The sequence below is a fragment of the Nesterenkonia rhizosphaerae genome, assembly GCF_039544555.1.
Lineage (GTDB): Bacteria > Actinomycetota > Actinomycetes > Actinomycetales > Micrococcaceae > Nesterenkonia > Nesterenkonia rhizosphaerae.
The window spans coordinates 702,284-718,910 of sequence record NZ_BAABLW010000007.1 but is presented as its reverse complement, the minus strand read 5'-3'; the positions used below and the strand labels follow the sequence as shown (position 1 = coordinate 718,910).

14 protein-coding genes and 1 other RNA gene are annotated in these 16,627 nt (G+C 63.6%); 13 read left to right on the top strand and 2 right to left on the bottom strand.

Features of this window, described 5'->3' with window-relative positions:
• The first annotated feature begins 68 nt into the window (after positions 1–68).
• From ABEA23_RS08980 to ssrA, 7 genes are all read left to right on the top strand, one after another.
• Positions 69–1,025 carry a metal ABC transporter solute-binding protein, Zn/Mn family gene (locus ABEA23_RS08980; RefSeq protein WP_345477708.1) on the top strand — a complete coding sequence of 319 codons (957 nt, stop codon included), beginning with the start codon at positions 69–71 and terminating at the stop codon, positions 1,023–1,025.
• Entirely contained in the window at positions 1,018–1,803 is a 786-nt protein-coding gene (locus tag ABEA23_RS08975) for a metal ABC transporter ATP-binding protein (RefSeq protein WP_345477707.1), read from the top strand. The genes ABEA23_RS08980 and ABEA23_RS08975 overlap by 8 nt, the downstream gene beginning before the upstream one ends.
• A complete protein-coding gene (locus ABEA23_RS08970) occupies positions 1,800–2,666 on the top strand; it encodes a metal ABC transporter permease (RefSeq protein WP_345477706.1) in 867 nt (288 codons plus the stop codon). Before ABEA23_RS08975 ends, ABEA23_RS08970 begins: the two co-directional genes overlap by 4 nt.
• Before the next feature lie 10 nt (positions 2,667–2,676).
• Positions 2,677–3,375 carry a metal-dependent transcriptional regulator gene (locus tag ABEA23_RS08965; RefSeq protein WP_345477705.1) on the top strand — a complete coding sequence of 233 codons (699 nt, stop codon included), beginning with the start codon at positions 2,677–2,679 and terminating at the stop codon, positions 3,373–3,375.
• On the top strand, positions 3,375–3,965 hold the full coding sequence (locus ABEA23_RS08960; RefSeq protein ID WP_345477704.1) for a fluoride efflux transporter FluC: 591 nt from the start codon (positions 3,375–3,377) through the stop codon (positions 3,963–3,965). The genes ABEA23_RS08965 and ABEA23_RS08960 overlap by 1 nt, the downstream gene beginning before the upstream one ends.
• Positions 3,962–4,354 carry a fluoride efflux transporter FluC gene (locus tag ABEA23_RS08955; RefSeq protein WP_345477703.1) on the top strand — a complete coding sequence of 131 codons (393 nt, stop codon included), beginning with the start codon at positions 3,962–3,964 and terminating at the stop codon, positions 4,352–4,354. The genes ABEA23_RS08960 and ABEA23_RS08955 overlap by 4 nt, the downstream gene beginning before the upstream one ends.
• A gap of 104 nt (positions 4,355–4,458) precedes the next feature.
• Positions 4,459–4,833, top strand: a transfer-messenger RNA (tmRNA) gene (gene ssrA, locus ABEA23_RS08950).
• A 78-nt stretch (positions 4,834–4,911) separates the two neighbouring features.
• Here the strand turns inward: ssrA and ABEA23_RS08945 are convergent.
• Positions 4,912–5,115 carry a DUF6199 family natural product biosynthesis protein gene (locus ABEA23_RS08945; protein ID WP_345477702.1) on the bottom strand — a complete coding sequence of 68 codons (204 nt, stop codon included), beginning with the start codon at positions 5,113–5,115 and terminating at the stop codon, positions 4,912–4,914.
• 213 nt (positions 5,116–5,328) lie between these two features.
• On the opposite strand from ABEA23_RS08945, the gene ABEA23_RS08940 reads away from it, so the two are divergent.
• The 6 genes from ABEA23_RS08940 to ABEA23_RS08915 all read left to right on the top strand — a co-directional run bounded on the left by ABEA23_RS08940 (position 5,329) and on the right by ABEA23_RS08915 (position 15,447).
• The gene (locus ABEA23_RS08940; RefSeq protein WP_345477701.1) at positions 5,329–5,460 is read left to right on the top strand and encodes a hypothetical protein; all 132 of its coding nucleotides are present in this window, start codon (positions 5,329–5,331) and stop codon (positions 5,458–5,460) included.
• A 102-nt stretch (positions 5,461–5,562) separates the two neighbouring features.
• Positions 5,563–7,215 carry an AlkA N-terminal domain-containing protein gene (locus ABEA23_RS08935; protein ID WP_345477700.1) on the top strand — a complete coding sequence of 551 codons (1,653 nt, stop codon included), beginning with the start codon at positions 5,563–5,565 and terminating at the stop codon, positions 7,213–7,215.
• Entirely contained in the window at positions 7,212–7,778 is a 567-nt protein-coding gene (locus tag ABEA23_RS08930) for a methylated-DNA--[protein]-cysteine S-methyltransferase (RefSeq protein WP_345477699.1), read from the top strand. The genes ABEA23_RS08935 and ABEA23_RS08930 overlap by 4 nt, the downstream gene beginning before the upstream one ends.
• 151 nt (positions 7,779–7,929) lie before the next feature.
• Entirely contained in the window at positions 7,930–10,515 is a 2,586-nt protein-coding gene (locus tag ABEA23_RS08925; protein ID WP_345477698.1) for a bifunctional metallophosphatase/5'-nucleotidase, read from the top strand.
• Positions 10,516–10,745: 230 nt separating this feature from the next.
• Positions 10,746–14,402, top strand: a complete 3,657-nt coding sequence (locus tag ABEA23_RS08920) for an ExeM/NucH family extracellular endonuclease (protein WP_345477697.1) — start codon at positions 10,746–10,748, stop codon at positions 14,400–14,402.
• Between the two features lie 106 nt (positions 14,403–14,508).
• The gene (locus ABEA23_RS08915) at positions 14,509–15,447 is read left to right on the top strand and encodes a DNA-methyltransferase (RefSeq protein ID WP_345477696.1); all 939 of its coding nucleotides are present in this window, start codon (positions 14,509–14,511) and stop codon (positions 15,445–15,447) included.
• A gap of 40 nt (positions 15,448–15,487) precedes the next feature.
• On the opposite strand, the gene ABEA23_RS08910 is transcribed toward ABEA23_RS08915, so the two are convergent.
• Positions 15,488–16,627, bottom strand: coding sequence for a GuaB3 family IMP dehydrogenase-related protein (locus tag ABEA23_RS08910; RefSeq protein WP_345478658.1), 1,140 nt, complete (start codon positions 16,625–16,627; stop codon positions 15,488–15,490).

Here is a 16,627-nt window from a genome sequence, read left to right as displayed (position 1 = left end):
TCCCGCCGACGCTGAATGAACGAACCCCCTCCTTGCAGTTTTAGGCACACCTAAACTATGGTTTCGGCATGGCCCATTCCCAGACCTCGAAGCGGCGGTCCCTCCTGGCCCCTACTGTGCTGGGCCTGAGCCTTACGCTGACTGCATGCTCCGCCGGTGCAGCCGATGACCCATCAGAGACCCCCGTGGTGCTGACGACCTTCACCGTCCTGCAGGACATGACGGCCGCCGTCGGGGGCGAACGCGTAGAGGTCCGCTCCATCACACCCTTGGGCGCGGAGGTTCACGAATACGATCCGGTGCCCAGCGATGTCCGCGACGCCGCGACTGCCTCCCTCATCCTGGCCAACGGCCTCGGGCTGGAGGAATGGTTCGAGCAGTTCACCCAGCACTCCGATGCCCCCACCGTGACGCTGACCGAAGGTGTCGACACCCTCCCAGTCACCAGATTGCCTGGCCACCCCGAGGCCGCTGACAGCGCAGACATGCCAGTGAACCCGCATGCGTGGATCTCACCGGTGCGGGCGTTGACCTATGTGGACAACATCGAGGAAGCACTCAGCGAGCTCTCCCCCGAGGATGCCGAGTACTTCACCGAGAATGCTGAACAGTACCGGCAGCAGTTGCTGGAGCTAGATGAGCGATTGCGCACGCGAATCGAGGAGTTCAACGGCGAGATCCACTTAGTGACCTGCGAAGGTGCCTTCAGCTACCTCGCCGAGGACTATGGACTGGGTGAGCACTACCTGTGGCCCCTCAACGCCGAAGACGAGGGCACGCCGGCCCAAGTAGAGGCACAGATCCGCTACATCTCGGAGAACCAGGTGCCCACCGTTTTCTGCGAATCCACTGTCAACGACTCTGCCCAGAGCAGCGCAGCCAGCGCCGCGGGGGCCGCTCTCGGCGACCCATTGTATGTGGACTCACTCTCCGAAGGCGACGGCCCGGTGCCCAGCTATCTGGAGATGCTCGAATACGATATCGAGCTCATCCTCAATGGAGCGGAGGGCAGATTCAGTGACTGAAAGCCAGCACGACGCCGTCGTCGTCGAGTCCCTGACTGCCGGATACCCAGGGGTCACTGCACTGGAGGAGGTCAGCCTACGCCTGCGCCCAGCACGGATCACGGCCCTGTTAGGCGCCAACGGATCAGGCAAGTCCACCCTCTTCGCTGCCTTGCTGGGAATGCTCGGTAAGCAGTCCGGGGCGCTGCGCAGCGGAGCTGTGCGCATCTTCGGCACCGCCCCGGGGCAGGCGCGGAAACAGAACCTGGTGAGCTTTGTGCCCCAGCATGACCACATCGATACCACTTTCCCCATCACCGTGGAGCAGACAGTTCTGACCGGCCGCTATGGGCATATGGGCTTCACCAGGCGCGCCCGCCCTGAGGACCATCGGGCCGTGGATCGGGCGCTTGAGCAGGTGGGGCTGAGTCAGCTGCGTAGCCGCAGCATCGGAGCCCTCTCCGGAGGCCAGCGCAAACGAGCTTTTGTGGCCCGGTCCATTGCTCAGGGCGCGCCCTTGATGCTGTTGGATGAGCCTTTCGCCGGCGTGGACCGCGGCAGCGAGGAACTGATCAGCACCGTCTTGAAGGACCTGGCCGCGGCAGGCACCACCGTGCTGATCTCCACCCACCACTTAGAAGGCGTGGCGGCTCTTGCGGATGACGTCGTTCTGCTGCACCGGCGGGTGCTGGCTGCAGGCCCGGCAGAAGATGTGCTGACCCCGCAGCAGCTCAGCGCTGCCTTTGGCAGTGTGTTCAGCGCGGGGTTCAGCAATCCCGGCCCCGGGGGAAACCCATGATCGATTCACTGTTGCAGCCGTTAAATTACGAGTTCATGCAGAACGCGCTGCTGGTGGCCGTCATCGCCTCAACCATCTGCGGGATGCTCTCAGCCTGGCTTGTGGTGATGGGCTGGTCCCTGATGGGTGAAGCAGTGGCGCACTCCGTGCTGCCGGGTGTAGTGCTGGCCTATATTTTTGGCGCCCCACTGGCCGTTGGAGCATTCGTCTTCGGGATGCTGGCAGTGGGACTGATCGGAGGGCTGGGCCGTTCCACTGTCCTCAAACGTGACACGACGATCGGAGTGGTCTTCACCTCGCTCTTCGCTTTAGGGCTGGTGCTGATCTCTCGTACCCCCAGCCAGACCCATTTGCAGCACATCCTCTTTGGCAATGTCCTGGGCACCTCACGCACCGATCTGCTCCAGGTGGCCGCGCTGGCGCTGCTGACAGCGGTGGTTCTGCTGTGCAAGCGCCGGGACTTTACACTGCTGACCTTCGATCGCACCCATGCACATGCCATTGGACTGCCGGTGGCCGCCTTGAGTGCCACACTGTTGGTGCTGCTTGCCCTCACCACGGTGACTGCGCTGCAGACCTTAGGTGTGATTCTGGTGGTGGCGATGCTGATCATCCCCGGTGCTACAGGGTTTCTGGTAGCTCGTACTTTCCCCGTGATGCTGGGAATCTCAGCAGCAGTGGGGGCGGCTGCCGCCGTCGTCGGGGTGTATGCCAGCTGGTGGTGGGATATCTCCACCGGTGGTGCGATCGTGCTTTCGGCTTCAGCGTTGTTCACCTGTGCGTATCTCTTCAGCCCGCACCGGGGCGTCCTGCCGCGCGCCATCAGGAGCCGAATGCCCCAGGCAGCTCAGCCGTCCTCGTAGAATGGGGCCTATGCCACGCACTTCCGCCCAGGGCCGCTCCACGGCCACGGCGTCTGCCACTACCAGTGTGGAGGACTATGCCAAGACCATCTATGGTCTGGCGGAGTGGGAAGGTGCGGCCGTCACCGCCAGCGCCCTGGCGAAGAATCTCGGCGTATCGAATCCTTCGGTGACCCTGATGGTCCGCAAGATGGCGGATCTGGGACTGGTTGATCACCAGCCCTACGCACCTATCCGGCTCACCGAAGAGGGTCGCAGATTGGCGCTGGCCATGGTGCGCCGCCATCGGCTGATTGAGACCTGGCTGGTCAGGGACCTTGGCTACAGCTGGGATGAAGTTCATGATGAGGCCGAACGCCTGGAGCACTCTGTGTCCGAGCTCTTCGTGGAACGTCTAGCGGAGAAGTTGGGGCACCCTGAAGTGGACCCCCATGGCGACCCGATTCCAGCGAAGGATCTTTCCATGCGCTATCCCCAGACAGTCCTGCTGTGCCGCGTGCCCGAGGACGCCCAGGTCCGGCTGGAGCAGGTCGATGATTCGGTACCGGAAGCCTTACGACTGTTGGCTGAACAGCACTTGGAAATCGGCGCGCAGCTGCGCGTGGTCTCCAGCAATTCTGGAGATGTGGTGCTCCACCTGCCTGAGGGTTCCCCGGTGACTATGGAGCACGAAGTGTCCCACGCAGTGCGGGTGAGCATCGCCGCCTGATGAACTCTGTGAGTGAACAGCATGCTGCCGGTCAGCCGCGCAGCGCCGACGACGACGCCCCCCGCACGCCCTTCCGGCGACTCATCCTGCTGCTGGGCTGTGTGGCTCTGGCCGGTGCGGCCGGTGCTCTGCTGCGCTGGCTGCTCGGGGAGTTGATTCCTGAACAAGGCATGAAGTTCCCGTGGGTGACTTTTGCCATCAATGTGGGCGGCTCGGCGTTGCTGGGTCTGCTGGTGGGAATCGTGCACGCCCTGCCGCGAACTCCCGGATGGGTCATGCCGACTCTGGGCACCGGACTGTTGGGATCCTTCACCACGTTCTCCTCAGTCATGCTGGCCGCAGTGGACTCTATGAGACTCCCGACCAGTCCAGAGCTGAATACTCCCCGTGAGCTGATTGACCCGGCACTGCTGGACACCACGCAGATGGGTATCGCCTTTGCCCCCTCCCCCACGGTGGAGTGGATCGCTTATCTGGTCATCTCCATACTGCTATGCAGTGGAGCGGCAGCAGGGGGCATCACCGTGGGGCATGCGATCTTCGGCTGCGACGCACCTGAGGATGAGGGCTCGAAGGGGGCCAAGAGATGATCTCAGCAGATTTGCTGCTCGTCGCAGTAGGGGTGGGTTTCGGTGGCGCATTAGGAGCCTCCGCCCGTTATCTGCTGGACCGTTTTCTCCCCGGTGGAGTGCTGCTGGCCAATGTGCTGGGCTCACTGCTGATCGGCCTGCTCTTCGGCGCATTGGATGAGGTGACGACGGCGGATGGGCCGCCTCCGATGCACCCGGCACTGTTAGCGATGATCTCGGTTGGCCTGTTGGGTGCGCTGAGCACCTTCGCTACGGTCTCTTTGCGGGCAGCGCAGCTGTGGATGCGTCGTCGTCGGCTCCGGGCTGTGGGAATGTGGTGTGCTCATGCAGTGTTGGGATTGGCCGCAGCCGTGCTGGGCATTTGGGCGGGGCATCTGCTGATGTCGTGACGCTCCCCGGGAATCTTGCGCCGCCCAGCGTGGTTGGATAGACTGATGAGTCCCGCTTCTGGCGGGATGTGCACCCCGGTGACGGGGCTTTGACAACAAAACACGGGGACGATCGGTTTCGACGATCTGAGTTGATCATGGGGAAGCGGGTCGTGGACGCCAAGTGACCACGTAAATACCCCTTGTGCAACCCAATAAGTGCCGAATCTAAGCGCACTGACTTCGCCCTCGCTGCCTGAGCAGCGACCGCGAGTCTGTCAGCCTGAGTTTGCTATCGACTCAGTGCCTGGCATCAGCTAGATAGCCACTGGGGTGACCTTCTTGTCGTGGGAAGGTCGCCCGAGATTTAACACGACTGAGCCCGTCAGGCGCTTGTCTGCGTGACGCCTGGGGCCGAGAAAATCTGTCAGCAGACTGCACCCGGAGAAGTCCATGTGAATCCAGATCGGACGCGGGTTCGATTCCCGCCGTCTCCACTTGTTGACCCCCGTCTGGCCAGGCGCGTTCCTGGCCGGGCGGGGGTTTCTTTGTGCCTTCCAGCCCTGACTGCGGCGCGTTTAGCTCGCCTGCAGCTGGTGCCACGCTAGCCCTGCAGAAACTAGCAAAAAGACGATCCCCTGCATCCGCAACAGGACCAGGGACAAGCGACTAGGTTCCGCCCCTGACTCCACTTTCCAGAAGTTGGCCAGCCACCATCCGGCAACCGGGGACACCACTTGCAGCAGCCCGAGAACCAGCAGCACCACCACAAAAATCCACATACCCAACGCCCCTGACTTCTCGTCAACACACCCACCGCGAAGCCTGAAGCTGAGTCACCCCCAGGATGACAAAGTTAGCCGCGTCACACTTTCTCTACCCTATGCGATGTCAGGCACGGCGCATCAGTTGCCCATTTCTCCACCCGCAGGCTGAGTCAAAGATCAGCCCGGGCTCCGATGCCGGGCCCGCGACTGCTGCGTAGCGTGTGAGGTATGGAAAATATCCTCAACGCCCTCACCAATGCAGCAGAGTTCTCAGTCGTCATCTTCGGCGTCATGGTCATCACCGCGATGGCTCTGGCCTCTGTCAGCACCTACGTGCGCGGTCGCCGTCGTCACCTATGAACACGCCATGGCGGGCCCTGTCCTAAGACACTCACCGCTGGCGGCTCACGTCATGTCCGATTCCCGCTAGCTTTCTCGCCGCCGACGCGATGAGATGGTGCCATGACATCGGACCGCACGCTGCCCCGGCTAACCCAGCCTGACGCTGAGTTCGCTGAGCGCTATCGCGCCGTGCAAGCCGGAGATAAGCGGTTCGACGGCCAGTTCTTCACCGCAGTCTCGTCAACCGGCATCTATTGCCGACCGTCCTGCCCTGCACTCACCCCGAAACCAGAGAACGTCACCTTCTACCTGACCTCCGCAGCTGCACATGCCGCCGGGTACCGGGCATGCAAGCGCTGCCTGCCTGAAGCGTCCCCGGGCACCCCGCAGTGGAATCTGCGCCAGGACCTGGCCGCACGCGCTATGCGGCTCATCAGTGAAGGGATCATGAACGACGGCGGGGTCCAGGCTCTCAGCGAGCGGCTCGGCTATACCAGTCGTCATCTGCATCGCACACTCATCAGCGAACTAGGTGCCAGTCCCGTGGCACTAGCCAGGGCCCACCGCGCACAGATCGCCAGAACTCTGTTGATATCCACAGATCTTCCCGCCGCCGAGGTGGCCTTCGCCGCGGGCTTCCACTCCCTGCGCCAGTTCAACCACACCATGCAGGAGATCTTCGCCGCCACTCCCCTGCAGATCCGCAGAACCTCCCGCAAACCCGGCACGGTTGACTCCCGCTCGGCGGGAGAATCGACCGCTGCCTCGTTCACAGATCCAGCAGCGAACCGCCTGCACCTTCACCTGGCCCTCCCCACCCGCCAGCCCTATGACGCCCCGGGGATCTTCAGCTTCTTGGCCGAACGCGCGCTGCCCGGTGTGGAAACCGCCGAACTCACCGAGGCGACGCTGCGATACGCGCGGACGCTGCAGCTGCCTCACGGTCCGGCCGCGGTAGAGGTCACGGCAACCGCCGGGCAGGCCGGCTGGCAGCTGAGCATGCACTGTGAAGTCAGCTCGCTGGCTGATATCCCGTTACTGGTGGGCCGGATCCGACGCAGCTTCGACCTCGACGCTGATCCTGTGGCAGTAGACTCCGCGCTCAGCACCGACGCTGTTCTCGCACCGCTGGTGGCTGCGAGACCCGGCATCAGGCTGCCTGGTGCCCTCGACGCACAGGAGTACCTCACCCGTGCCGTGGTCGGCCAGCAGATCTCCGTGCGCGCTGCCCGTACCCATCTGAGCCGACTCGTCCAACTGCTCGGCACCCCCTACGCCTCCAGCATTCCCGGCCTCACCCTGCTCTTCCCCACCCCGCAACAGCTGCTCGACGGCATCCCCGAGCCCGCAGCTGAGCAGGGCCCTTCAGACCCAGAGCGTCCGCTGCGGCTGCCAGCTCGTTCGGTTCGCACCGTACGCAGCCTCGCCTCCGCCGCGGTGAACGGAGACCTAACGCTGCATACCGGCACAGACCCCGAGACTCTTCGGGCTCAACTGTGTGCAATGCCCGGCATCGGCGAATGGACAGCCTCTTATCTGCTGCTGCGTGTGCTCAGCCCACCGGATATCTGGATGACCGGGGATGTGGCGCTTGTGGCTGGGGCTCGCCGGCTGGGGCTCATCAGCACCAGTACACCGACGACGACGGCCCATCGGCTGCTGCGGGATCATGCCAGAAGATGGTCACCATGGCGTTCCTATGCCGCCATGCACCTCTGGAGCGCCGCAGCCGTACCCGATCGCCATCACCGCAGTGAAAGGTCCAGCACATGACCACCACCGAAGTCCAGGCCACGCCTGAGAGCGCCCTCCCGAGCACCTCCGTGCAGACTCCGGACGGGATCTTCAGCATCATCGCGGGCCACTCGGCGGTGCTCGCCGCCGGGTGGACTGCTGATCTGCAGTCCCTGGAGCTGCTCATCCACCCCAGCCTGCGCAGCATCGGAGACCCGGGCCTGGCACCCACATCTACGCGATATGAGGACCTGGGCGCCGACGTCGTGCTCTCTCAGGCGGTCAAAGCAGTACAGGAGTACTACGACGGCGACCTGACCGCGATCAGCGCCGTCCCGGTGCATCAAAAGTCAGGACCCTTCCGGCAGAAGGCCTGGGATGTGCTGCGCGAAGTGGGACCGGGGAAACCGGTGACCTACCGCGAATACGCGGCGGCAACCGGCAGTCCCACGGCTGTGCGTGCAGCCGCAGCGGCATGTGCCATGAATGCCGCCGCGCTCTTCGTCCCCTGCCACCGGGTCATTCGCAGTGACGGTACCCTCGGCGGATTCCGCTACGGTCTGCCCCTGAAGCAGGATCTGCTGCTGCGCGAAAGCCGATAACTACCGGAGTCTTCGCCGTATAGCCGCTGAAAGTCACCGCGCTCAATTCACCCACATGTCTTCCAAAGTTCACCTGAGGCTGTTTGGATCAATTCCGGCAGACCCTGCCGTGGTGTGCCACATCTTATTCGCACTCCTGCTGAGGAAACCCATGACCGGATTGCCTGAATACCCCGAGCCCGCGCGCCGCCGCGGCCTGACCCTGACCGCCGCCGGTCTCTCCGCTGCCCTGCTGATCGGGGCGCCGGTAGCCGCCGCCGCCACTGTGACCGACCAGGACCAGGACGCCACTGACGATCAGCACACCGAACAGCTCAGCTCAGCCGATGACGCCGCCTCTGCCGAGCAGAGCTCGGATGACTCCGCTCAGGAGATTGAGAGCCCGGTGGAGGCCGAGCTAGCCGAAGATCCCGCCGAGGACGCGGACAACGTCGCAGAAGACCTCGATACCGTGGCCCCCGGTGCAGAGGGCCCCGCTGCGGAGGACCCCGCTACGGAGGCACCCAGTGCAGAGGCCCCCGAGCTCGCAGCGGAGCAGGATGCCGATGACGCTGCCGAAGAAGCACTCTTGGAGACTGGCGACGCCGCTGAGGAGAGCAGCGACTCCATTGTGGAGCTGCAGATCATCTCGGATAACGACTTCCACGGCCGGCTGGAACGCAGCGGCGATGTTGCCGGGGTGGAGATCATGGCCTGCACCGTGGACTACTTCCGCGAACAGAACCCCAACACCCTCTTTGTCGGTGCCGGTGACCACATCGGTGCCTCCACCTTCACCTCGTGGGCTACCGATGATGAAGCTGCCATCGAGGCGCTGAACCTGATGGGTCTGGACATCACCTCAGTGGGCAACCACGAATTCGACCGCGGATGGGCTGACCTGCGTGACCGCGTCATGCCGCTCTCAGATTTCCCTTGGCTGGCAGCCAATGCCGTAGACGCCGCTACCGGTGACCCGATCCTGGATCCCTATCAGGTGCTGGAAGTCGGCGGCGTGCGGATCGCGTTCATCGGTCTGAACACCACCGATATGCCGCGCCTGGTGTCCCCAGACGGCATCGCCGGCATTGAGTGGCATGACCTGGATGCCACCGCGAACTACTGGGCTGAGCACATCGCGGAGAACGACGAAGCCGACCTCACCATGGTGCTGGTCCACGACGGAATCGCCGGCACCGAGCTCTCCCACGCAGGCGGCCAATTCGGGAATCTGGTCAATAACGCTCACGAAGATATTGCTGCCATCATCTCCGGACACACCCACCGCGAGTACGCGCTGCAGACTGAGTCGGGCATGTGGGTCACCCAGACCGGTGAGTACACCCGCAATATCGGCCAGATGGTCATTCAGTACGACACCGCTACCGGCGAGATCGTCTCCTCGGAAGCTCTGATCCTTCCGCTGATCTCAGAAGACGACGAGCCGATCTACTGCAATGAGGGCGACCGTCCGGACCTTGCTGCCCTTGTCGCCGACGCTCAGCAGACGGCAGAGGAGATCGGCAATGTGGTGATCGGCTCAGTGGAGCCTGGATTCGCCCGTGCGCAGAATGCCGAAGGCACCGAGAACCGCTCAGCGCGCTCCACCCTTTCGGATCTGATCGCAGATGCTCAGGCCTGGGCGGCCCGGCAGTCCAGCAATGAGGTGGACTTCGCTCTGATGAACCCCGGCGGTGTGCGCGCTGACCTCCCTCCGGGGTCTGACGGTGCCGGTGGGGAGATCACCTACCGGGATCTGGCCACCATCCAGCCCTTCGGCAACCTGATCAACTCCGTGGAAATCACCGGCGCAGGCATCAAGGAAGCACTGGAGCTGCAGTGGCGCGAGGGCCGGGACCTCATGCTGGGCACCTCGGCTGAGTTCCACTACAGCTATGACCCGCAGGCCCCTGAAGGCGACCGAATCACCGGAATGTGGCTCAACGGAGAACCTCTCGACCTTGAGGCCACTTACCTGCTGGCCATGAACTCGTTCCTCGCCGCCGGCGGTGATGGTTTCACGCCCTTCGCTCCTGGCAACCTCGGTACCACCGGCCAGGTGGATATGGACGGCTTCATTCAGTACTTCGAGGAGCACGGAGAACTTGCCCCGGATCTGGCCAAACGCTCCGTGGGCGTGACCTGGGTCAGTGAAGAGGACGCTGTCTACGCTCCGGGTGAGGAGATCGCCGTCGACCTAGCTGGCCTGAACTGGTCGGTGCCCGGTTTGCCGCAGGGCGAATCGGTGCAGGTGACTCTGGCCGGTATCGACGTCGGAGAAGCTGAGATCGACCAGGACTGGGTAGATCTGGGCGAGGACAACGACCTGCGCGGCCGCGCCGAAGTTCGGGTGAACGTTCCGCAGGAGATCCTCTGGGACGCAATGTTCCAGCCGGGTCTGGGTGCGGGCTTCAGCGCTGTCGGCACCCCTGAGCTCACTGAGCTGCAGGTGCCGCTGGTGATCACCGAGCCCACCACCGGGCTCGAGATCACCCTAGCTGTGACCGTCCTGGCAGCTGACGCCGACGCCGGTGCCGAGACTCCTCCGGACCCCACCGAACCCGCTGACACACCGTCCCCCTCGGCACCTGCGGCTGGAGGAGACGCCGGAGCCGGACAAGGCCCCCAGGCTGCACCGGCCGGTGGACTGGCTCAGACCGGTGCCACCGTGGCAGTCATCAGCCTGCTGGCGGTGCTGCTCCTGGCGGTCGGCGCATTCCTAGTGATCCGGCAGCGCCGGGCCACTGCACGGAACTAGTCTCACCGAGGCACTCATCACGCGGGGGTGCGGAAGGACACTGATCCTTCCGCACCCCCGCGTGATCCTTATGTAGCAATCCGCTGCCCCAAGGCATCAAGGTGAACGGCGGTTTGCCCAGCCATGTTGCATTGCGTTCATCTAGGCCTGCTTGGATGGGACCTGGATCACGCAGCCAGGACAGTTTTCACCTGCCTGTTTTGCTGCCCGCACTGATGAGAAAGAAAAATATGAGCACACCACCACTGCCTTCCCAGAACGCAGGCCGGCTCGGTTCTCGCATAAGGCGTTCACTAGCGGCGCTGGGACTTACCGGCGCTCTTTTAGGATCGGCCCTCGCTCCCGCGCAGGCGGAACCAACGGCTCACGCTGATTCGGCCGAGACTGACTGCGTTGTCATCAACGAGGCATTTCCCAATGGCGGATCCGGCTCGGCTGCGCTGTTGAATCGCTATGTTGAGCTGTACAACACCTGCGACGACGCGGTCTCGGTTGACGGTTGGTCCCTGCAGTACCGGGCTCAGGGCAGCACCGGCACACCCAGTTCCACAGTGGCGCTCAGCGGCACGGTGCCTGCAGGTGGTCACTACCTGATCCAGGGCGGCGGCAACTCCGGTACCGGACAGGCTCTGCCAGCAGCTGATGCCCAAACCGGAGCAGCAATCGGCGCAGCAGCCGGCGGTACCTTCATCCTGGCCTCCACCTCCCAGGCGCTGAGCGATCTGGGAACCGGCTCGGTCACCGAGCATCCACAGGTCGTGGACCTGCTGGGATATGGCGGGTCCAACACCTTCGAAACCGCCGTTGCCATCGCCGGCACCAACACGCAGAGCCTGCACCGCACGAACGCAGCAGACACTGACGACAACAGCGCCGATTTCAGTCGGCAGGCCCCCTCCCCCACCAACTCCCGCGGAGAGACCCTCTCTGGCTCTGAACCGGAGCCCACTCCGACACCGGAACCAACCCCAGAGCCCACTCAGGAACCGACTCCCGAGCCGACACCCGAACCCACCGCGGAACCGACCCCAGAGCCTGACGATGATCATCCCACCGTGGTCATTAACGAGGTCTATGCTCAGGGTGGAGGCGCCGAGGCAGCCTTCTCGCAGCGGTTCATCGAGCTCTACAACTACGGCACTGAGCCGGTCTCTCTGGACGGCTGGTCACTGCAGTACCGACCGGCTACCCGAGCCGAAACCAACCTGAGTCCCTCCGGAACAGTTGCCCTCGGCGGCACCATCGACGCTGGCGGCTACTACCTGATCAGCAACCAGGGACTCAGCGGCGGCAACGGTCAGCAGCTGCCTGCACCGGATAGCCACCTCAGCAGCGGCATCGCCACCTCCAACGGGGTGATCTGGCTGGCCTCCACCACTGAGCGTCTGCAGGTCCCCCTCGGAGACGTGCAGGAGGCGGAGAACGTCGTCGACCTCCTCGGCTACGGCACCGCCAATACCTTTGAATCTGCTCCGGCCCGTTCGGGCAGCACCACCGAGGTCCTCTCCATGGCCCGCGTGGAAGACGGCGTGGACACCAATGACAACGCCGCTGACTTCCAGTTGAGCGAACGGATCTCCCCCACCAACTCCAGCGGCGAGCAGATCGTCCACGAACCAGCTCCGCGTGGGGACGTCCAGGAGGTCGAGATCAATGAGATTCCTCGGGAGACCTCCGCGGCCGAGAACCCGCTGTTGAACCAGCCGGTCACCGTACGCGGCGTAGTCACCGCCACCTACCCAACGGGCGGCCTCGGCGGCTTCGTCATTCAGACCCCCGGCACCGGCGGGGATATCGACCTGGACACCCACGTGGCCTCCGACGGGATCTTCGTCTACTCCCCGCAAGAGGCCCGCAATGTTGAGTCCGGGGACCTGGTGGAGCTCACCGCTGATGTGACCGTCTACAGCGGCGCTGTCCAGCTGAACCTGGACACCCGTTCGGCTGGTCCCGAGGAGCATGAGCTGCTGATCATCGAGGATGAGCCCTTCGAGGCAATCAAGCCTGTCGTCATTGACGAGTTTCCCGAGACCTCCGATGAGCGGCTGACCCTGCAGCATATGCTGGTGGACCCCCAGGGCGACTGGACTGTCACGGACCACTACACGCTGAATCAGTACGGTGAGGTCGGGATCGTCACCGGCACCGAGCCGCTGCGCAACCCCACCTCGGTGGTGCTGCCCGGCGAAGAGGCACAGGCCATGGCGTCCCGCAATGCCGAGCGGGTCATCTACCTCGATGACGGCTCCTCAGCCAGCTGGGCCTTTGGCAACGAGAACGTGCACAACCGGCTGCCCTATGTGTACCCGGATGCCCCTGTCCGGGTAGGTGCCAGCGTGAACTGGGAAACCCAGGTGATCCTGGACTACCGCTTCGACCAGTGGCGCTTCCAGCCGCTGGGTCATTACAACGTGGATACCGGCTCAGAGGATGCGCGCCCCGCGACCTTTGAGAACACTCGCAGCGAGATCTCCGCACGTCAGGGAGATATTCGCTTGGCCGGTTTCAACGTGCTGAACTACTTCGTCTCTCTCGGCGAGGACGAACCGGGCTGCGAGTACTACTCCGACCGCCACGGCGAACCGACCACCACGAACTACTGCGACGTCCGCGGCGCCTACAGCGCCGAGAGCTTCGCCCGGCAGCAGTCCAAGATCGTCTCGGCGATCCTGGGCATGGACGCTGATGTGCTGGCCCTGCAGGAGATCGAGAACTCCAGGCACTTCTTCGACGACGGCGGGCGCGATCATGCCCTGGCGAATCTGGTCCAGGCGCTCAACAGCGAAGCCGGCACCGAGGTCTGGGATTATGTGGCCTCCCCGCAGGCTGTCCCTGCGGCGTCGTCGGAAGATGTGATCCGTAATGGATTCATCTACCGCAGCGACCGGGTAGCACCTGTGGGCGACTCCTACATCCTCTTTGATGAAGGCATCGAAGAACTCAACGGAGACCATTTCGTAGGACTGGATCTGACGGCTATCTACTCCAACGCCCGCGAACCGCTGGCCCAGGAGTTCCAGCCGGTGGCCGGCGGTGAAGAGGACCGGTTCATCGCCATCGTCAATCACTTCAAGTCGAAGGGCTCGGCCCCCAGCGGAAGCACCAACCCCAACCGGGATACCGGTGACGGCCAGGGTGCATGGAATGCCGACCGAGTTGAGCAGGCCCACGGCCTGGCCGCGTTCTCCCAGGCTCTGACCGAGCACACCGGCACCGAGTCCGTCTATCTGATGGGCGACTTCAACTCCTATGAGCGTGAAGATCCCATCCGTGTCCTGGAGGACTCAGGATTCACCAATACCTCCGGGGACTTGGGTCAGTGGAGCTATATGTTCTCCGGCCGAGTCGGGTCCCTGGACCACGTGCTGACCACCGAAGCGGCAGCCGAGTCCATCGTTCACGCCGAGATCTGGTCGATCAACGCCGCTGAGCCGATCGCCCTGGAGTACAGCCGGTACAACGGCACCGCCTCCCAGCTGCATTCTCCTGATCAGTGGCGTTCCTCGGACCATGATCCGATCGTGGTGGATATCGCCCTGCGCGACGCTCCTGAAGAGCCGGGCGAGGAGCCTTCTGAGTACCCGGCGTGGTCGTCGTCGACGGTCTACACCGGCGGGGAAACCGTGGAGCATCAGGGCCGGGTCTTCACCGCCCTGTGGTGGACCCAATACCAGGAGCCCGGGTCCTCCGTGTGGAGCGCATGGGCCGAAGTGGGAGAGTCCACCCAGTGCGCCGGCGAGGTGCTGCCTGCATGGGCACCCAGTACCGAGTTCCGTGGCGGAGAGACGGTGGTGCACCGCGACACCATCTACACCGCCAAGTGGTACAGCCGCAACCAGCAGCCCGGGGAACAGTGGGGCCCCTGGGAGCCGCAGGGCAGTTGCTAAGCGTGTGACTGATCCGGCTGGCTAGCCGGGACTATCCTCGGGGCCCAGGGAAACGGCGAAAGCTGTCCCTGGGCCCCGGGCGTATCACGCATAGACTTGACCCACCATGACCATCACTGAACAGGAAAGTCCCCACCAGCACACGGACCTTCCCCAGACCGGCCAGCCGCTGGAAGAGACACCCCGGGACTTCCCGGAGCTGGACTTCTCCTCAGCAACCAACTACGTCATCCAGGGCGATAACTCCCAGCTATTGCCGCAGCTGCCGGATGAGCAGTTCCAGCTGATCTATATTGACCCGCCGTTCAATACCGGCGGTACCCAGCTGCGCCGAACCCTGAAAGTCAGCCCCGCCCCTGAGGACGGCAGGCGCACTGGTTTCGGCGGCAGGCGCTACCACACCGAAGAGACCCGCCGGATGGTCTTCCTCGACGTCTACGACGATTACCTCAGCTTCATCGCTCCACGGCTGGAAGAGGCGCATCGCCTGCTCCACCCCACCGGCACCTTGTACTTCCACATCGACTACCGGGAAGCCCACTACTGCAAGATCCTGCTCGATGAAATCTTCGGGCGTGAGAATTTCCTCAATGAGATCATCTGGGCCTATGACTACGGCGGACGCTCCAAGAGTCGTTGGCCGGCCAAACATGACACCATCCTGGTCTATACCAAAAGCCAGAAAGGCTACTACTTCAACCAGGACTCGATCGAGCGAATCCCCTACATGGCTCCGGAACTGGTCAGTCCGGCAAAAGCTGCCCGCGGCAAGCTGCCCACAGATGTCTGGTGGCACACAATTGTGCCTACCAACGGCAAAGAGAAAACCGGCTACCCCACCCAGAAGCCCCAAGGCATCCTGAGGAGAATCCTCCAGCCCTCCTCACGTCCAGGAGACTGGGTCCTTGACTTCTTCGCAGGCAGCGGCACCGCAGGCGCCGTCGCCCAGCAGCTAGGCCGGCGTTTCGTCATGATCGATTCCAACCCCGAAGCCATGGAGATCATGCGCGCCCGGCTGGGCGAAGAGAATATCCAGTACCTCTGAAGACCAGTCCAGCGGAAGACCAGCCCCTCTGAAGATCAGCCTAGAAGCTGCCAGCGGCCGGGGTGACCGTGACATCGACCCGCTGGAAAGACTTCAGGTCCACATACCCGCATGAGGCCATAGCGTGACGCAGCCCGCCCATCAGGTTCGAGGAACCATCGGTGTGATGCCCGGGGCCCACCAGGACTTCCTCCAGCGGCGCCACTGTGCCCACCTGGGTGCGGTGGCCGCGCGGGAAGTCCGGATGCACCGCCTCCAGTCCCCAGTGCCAGCCGCGGCCGGGGGCCTCTTCAGCACGGGCCAGTGTGGCACCGAGCATCACCGCATCAGCACCCATAGCTAGGGCCTTCACGATGTCCCCGGAGCTGCCCAGTCCGCCGTCGGCGATGACATGCACATAACGACCACCGGACTCATCCAGGTAGTCACGGCGTGCAGCTGCAATATCTGAGATGGCAGTGGCCATCGGGATGCGGATCCCCAGGGCCCGCCGGGTTGTGGTGGCAGAACCGCCGCCGAAGCCCACCAGAACACCGGCGGCACCAGTGCGCATCAGATGCAGAGCCGGAGTGTAGCCGGCAGCTCCACCCACGATCACCGGCACATCGAGTTCGTAGATGAACTCTTTGAGGTTCAGCGGCTCACCCTGCTGGGCCACATGCTCGGCAGAGACAGTGGTGCCGCGGATGACGAACATGTCCACCCCGGCATCGACCACGGTCTGGTAGAACTCCTGGGTGCGCTGGGGCGTCAGCGAGCCGGAGACCACCACACCTGCCTCGCGGATCTCAGCCAGGCGGGCCTTGATCAGCTCAGCCTTAATGGGCTCAGAATAGATCTCCTGAAGACGCCGGGTGTTATCCGGGGAGACTTCCTTCGCCTGCAGGTGAGCGATTTCCTCAAGCACCGGCTCCGGGTTCTCATACCGGGTCCACAGTCCCTCAAGGTTGAGCACACCCAGCCCGCCCAGTCGGCCCAGCGCAATCGCAGTGGCCGGGGACATCACGGAGTCCATGGGCGCACCGATCACCGGCATGGAAAAGGTGTAGGCGTCGATCTGCCAGTCCAGGCTGACATCACGCGGGCTGCGGGTACGTCGGGAGGGGACCAGCGCGACGTCGTCCAGTGCCCAGGCACGGCGTCCGGACTTGGCCATGCCGATGGAGATCTCGTTCACGAT

What these genes read in the sequence shown, in the direction of transcription:
- ABEA23_RS08980 (WP_345477708.1), top strand. Translation starts at nt 69, where the DNA reads ATGGCCCATTCCCAGACCTCGAAGCGGCGGTCCCTCCTGGCCCCTACT.
- ABEA23_RS08970 (WP_345477706.1), top strand. Translation starts at nt 1,800, where the DNA reads ATGATCGATTCACTGTTGCAGCCGTTAAATTACGAGTTCATGCAGAAC.
- ABEA23_RS08965 (WP_345477705.1), top strand. Translation starts at nt 2,677, where the DNA reads ATGCCACGCACTTCCGCCCAGGGCCGCTCCACGGCCACGGCGTCTGCC.
- ABEA23_RS08960 (WP_345477704.1), top strand. Translation starts at nt 3,375, where the DNA reads ATGAACTCTGTGAGTGAACAGCATGCTGCCGGTCAGCCGCGCAGCGCC.
- ABEA23_RS08955 (WP_345477703.1), top strand. Translation starts at nt 3,962, where the DNA reads ATGATCTCAGCAGATTTGCTGCTCGTCGCAGTAGGGGTGGGTTTCGGT.
- ABEA23_RS08945 (WP_345477702.1), bottom strand. Translation starts at nt 5,115, where the DNA reads ATGTGGATTTTTGTGGTGGTGCTGCTGGTTCTCGGGCTGCTGCAAGTG.
- ABEA23_RS08940 (WP_345477701.1), top strand. Translation starts at nt 5,329, where the DNA reads ATGGAAAATATCCTCAACGCCCTCACCAATGCAGCAGAGTTCTCAGTC.
- ABEA23_RS08935 (WP_345477700.1), top strand. Translation starts at nt 5,563, where the DNA reads ATGACATCGGACCGCACGCTGCCCCGGCTAACCCAGCCTGACGCTGAG.
- ABEA23_RS08930 (WP_345477699.1), top strand. Translation starts at nt 7,212, where the DNA reads ATGACCACCACCGAAGTCCAGGCCACGCCTGAGAGCGCCCTCCCGAGC.
- ABEA23_RS08925 (WP_345477698.1), top strand. Translation starts at nt 7,930, where the DNA reads ATGACCGGATTGCCTGAATACCCCGAGCCCGCGCGCCGCCGCGGCCTG.
- ABEA23_RS08920 (WP_345477697.1), top strand. Translation starts at nt 10,746, where the DNA reads ATGAGCACACCACCACTGCCTTCCCAGAACGCAGGCCGGCTCGGTTCT.
- ABEA23_RS08915 (WP_345477696.1), top strand. Translation starts at nt 14,509, where the DNA reads ATGACCATCACTGAACAGGAAAGTCCCCACCAGCACACGGACCTTCCC.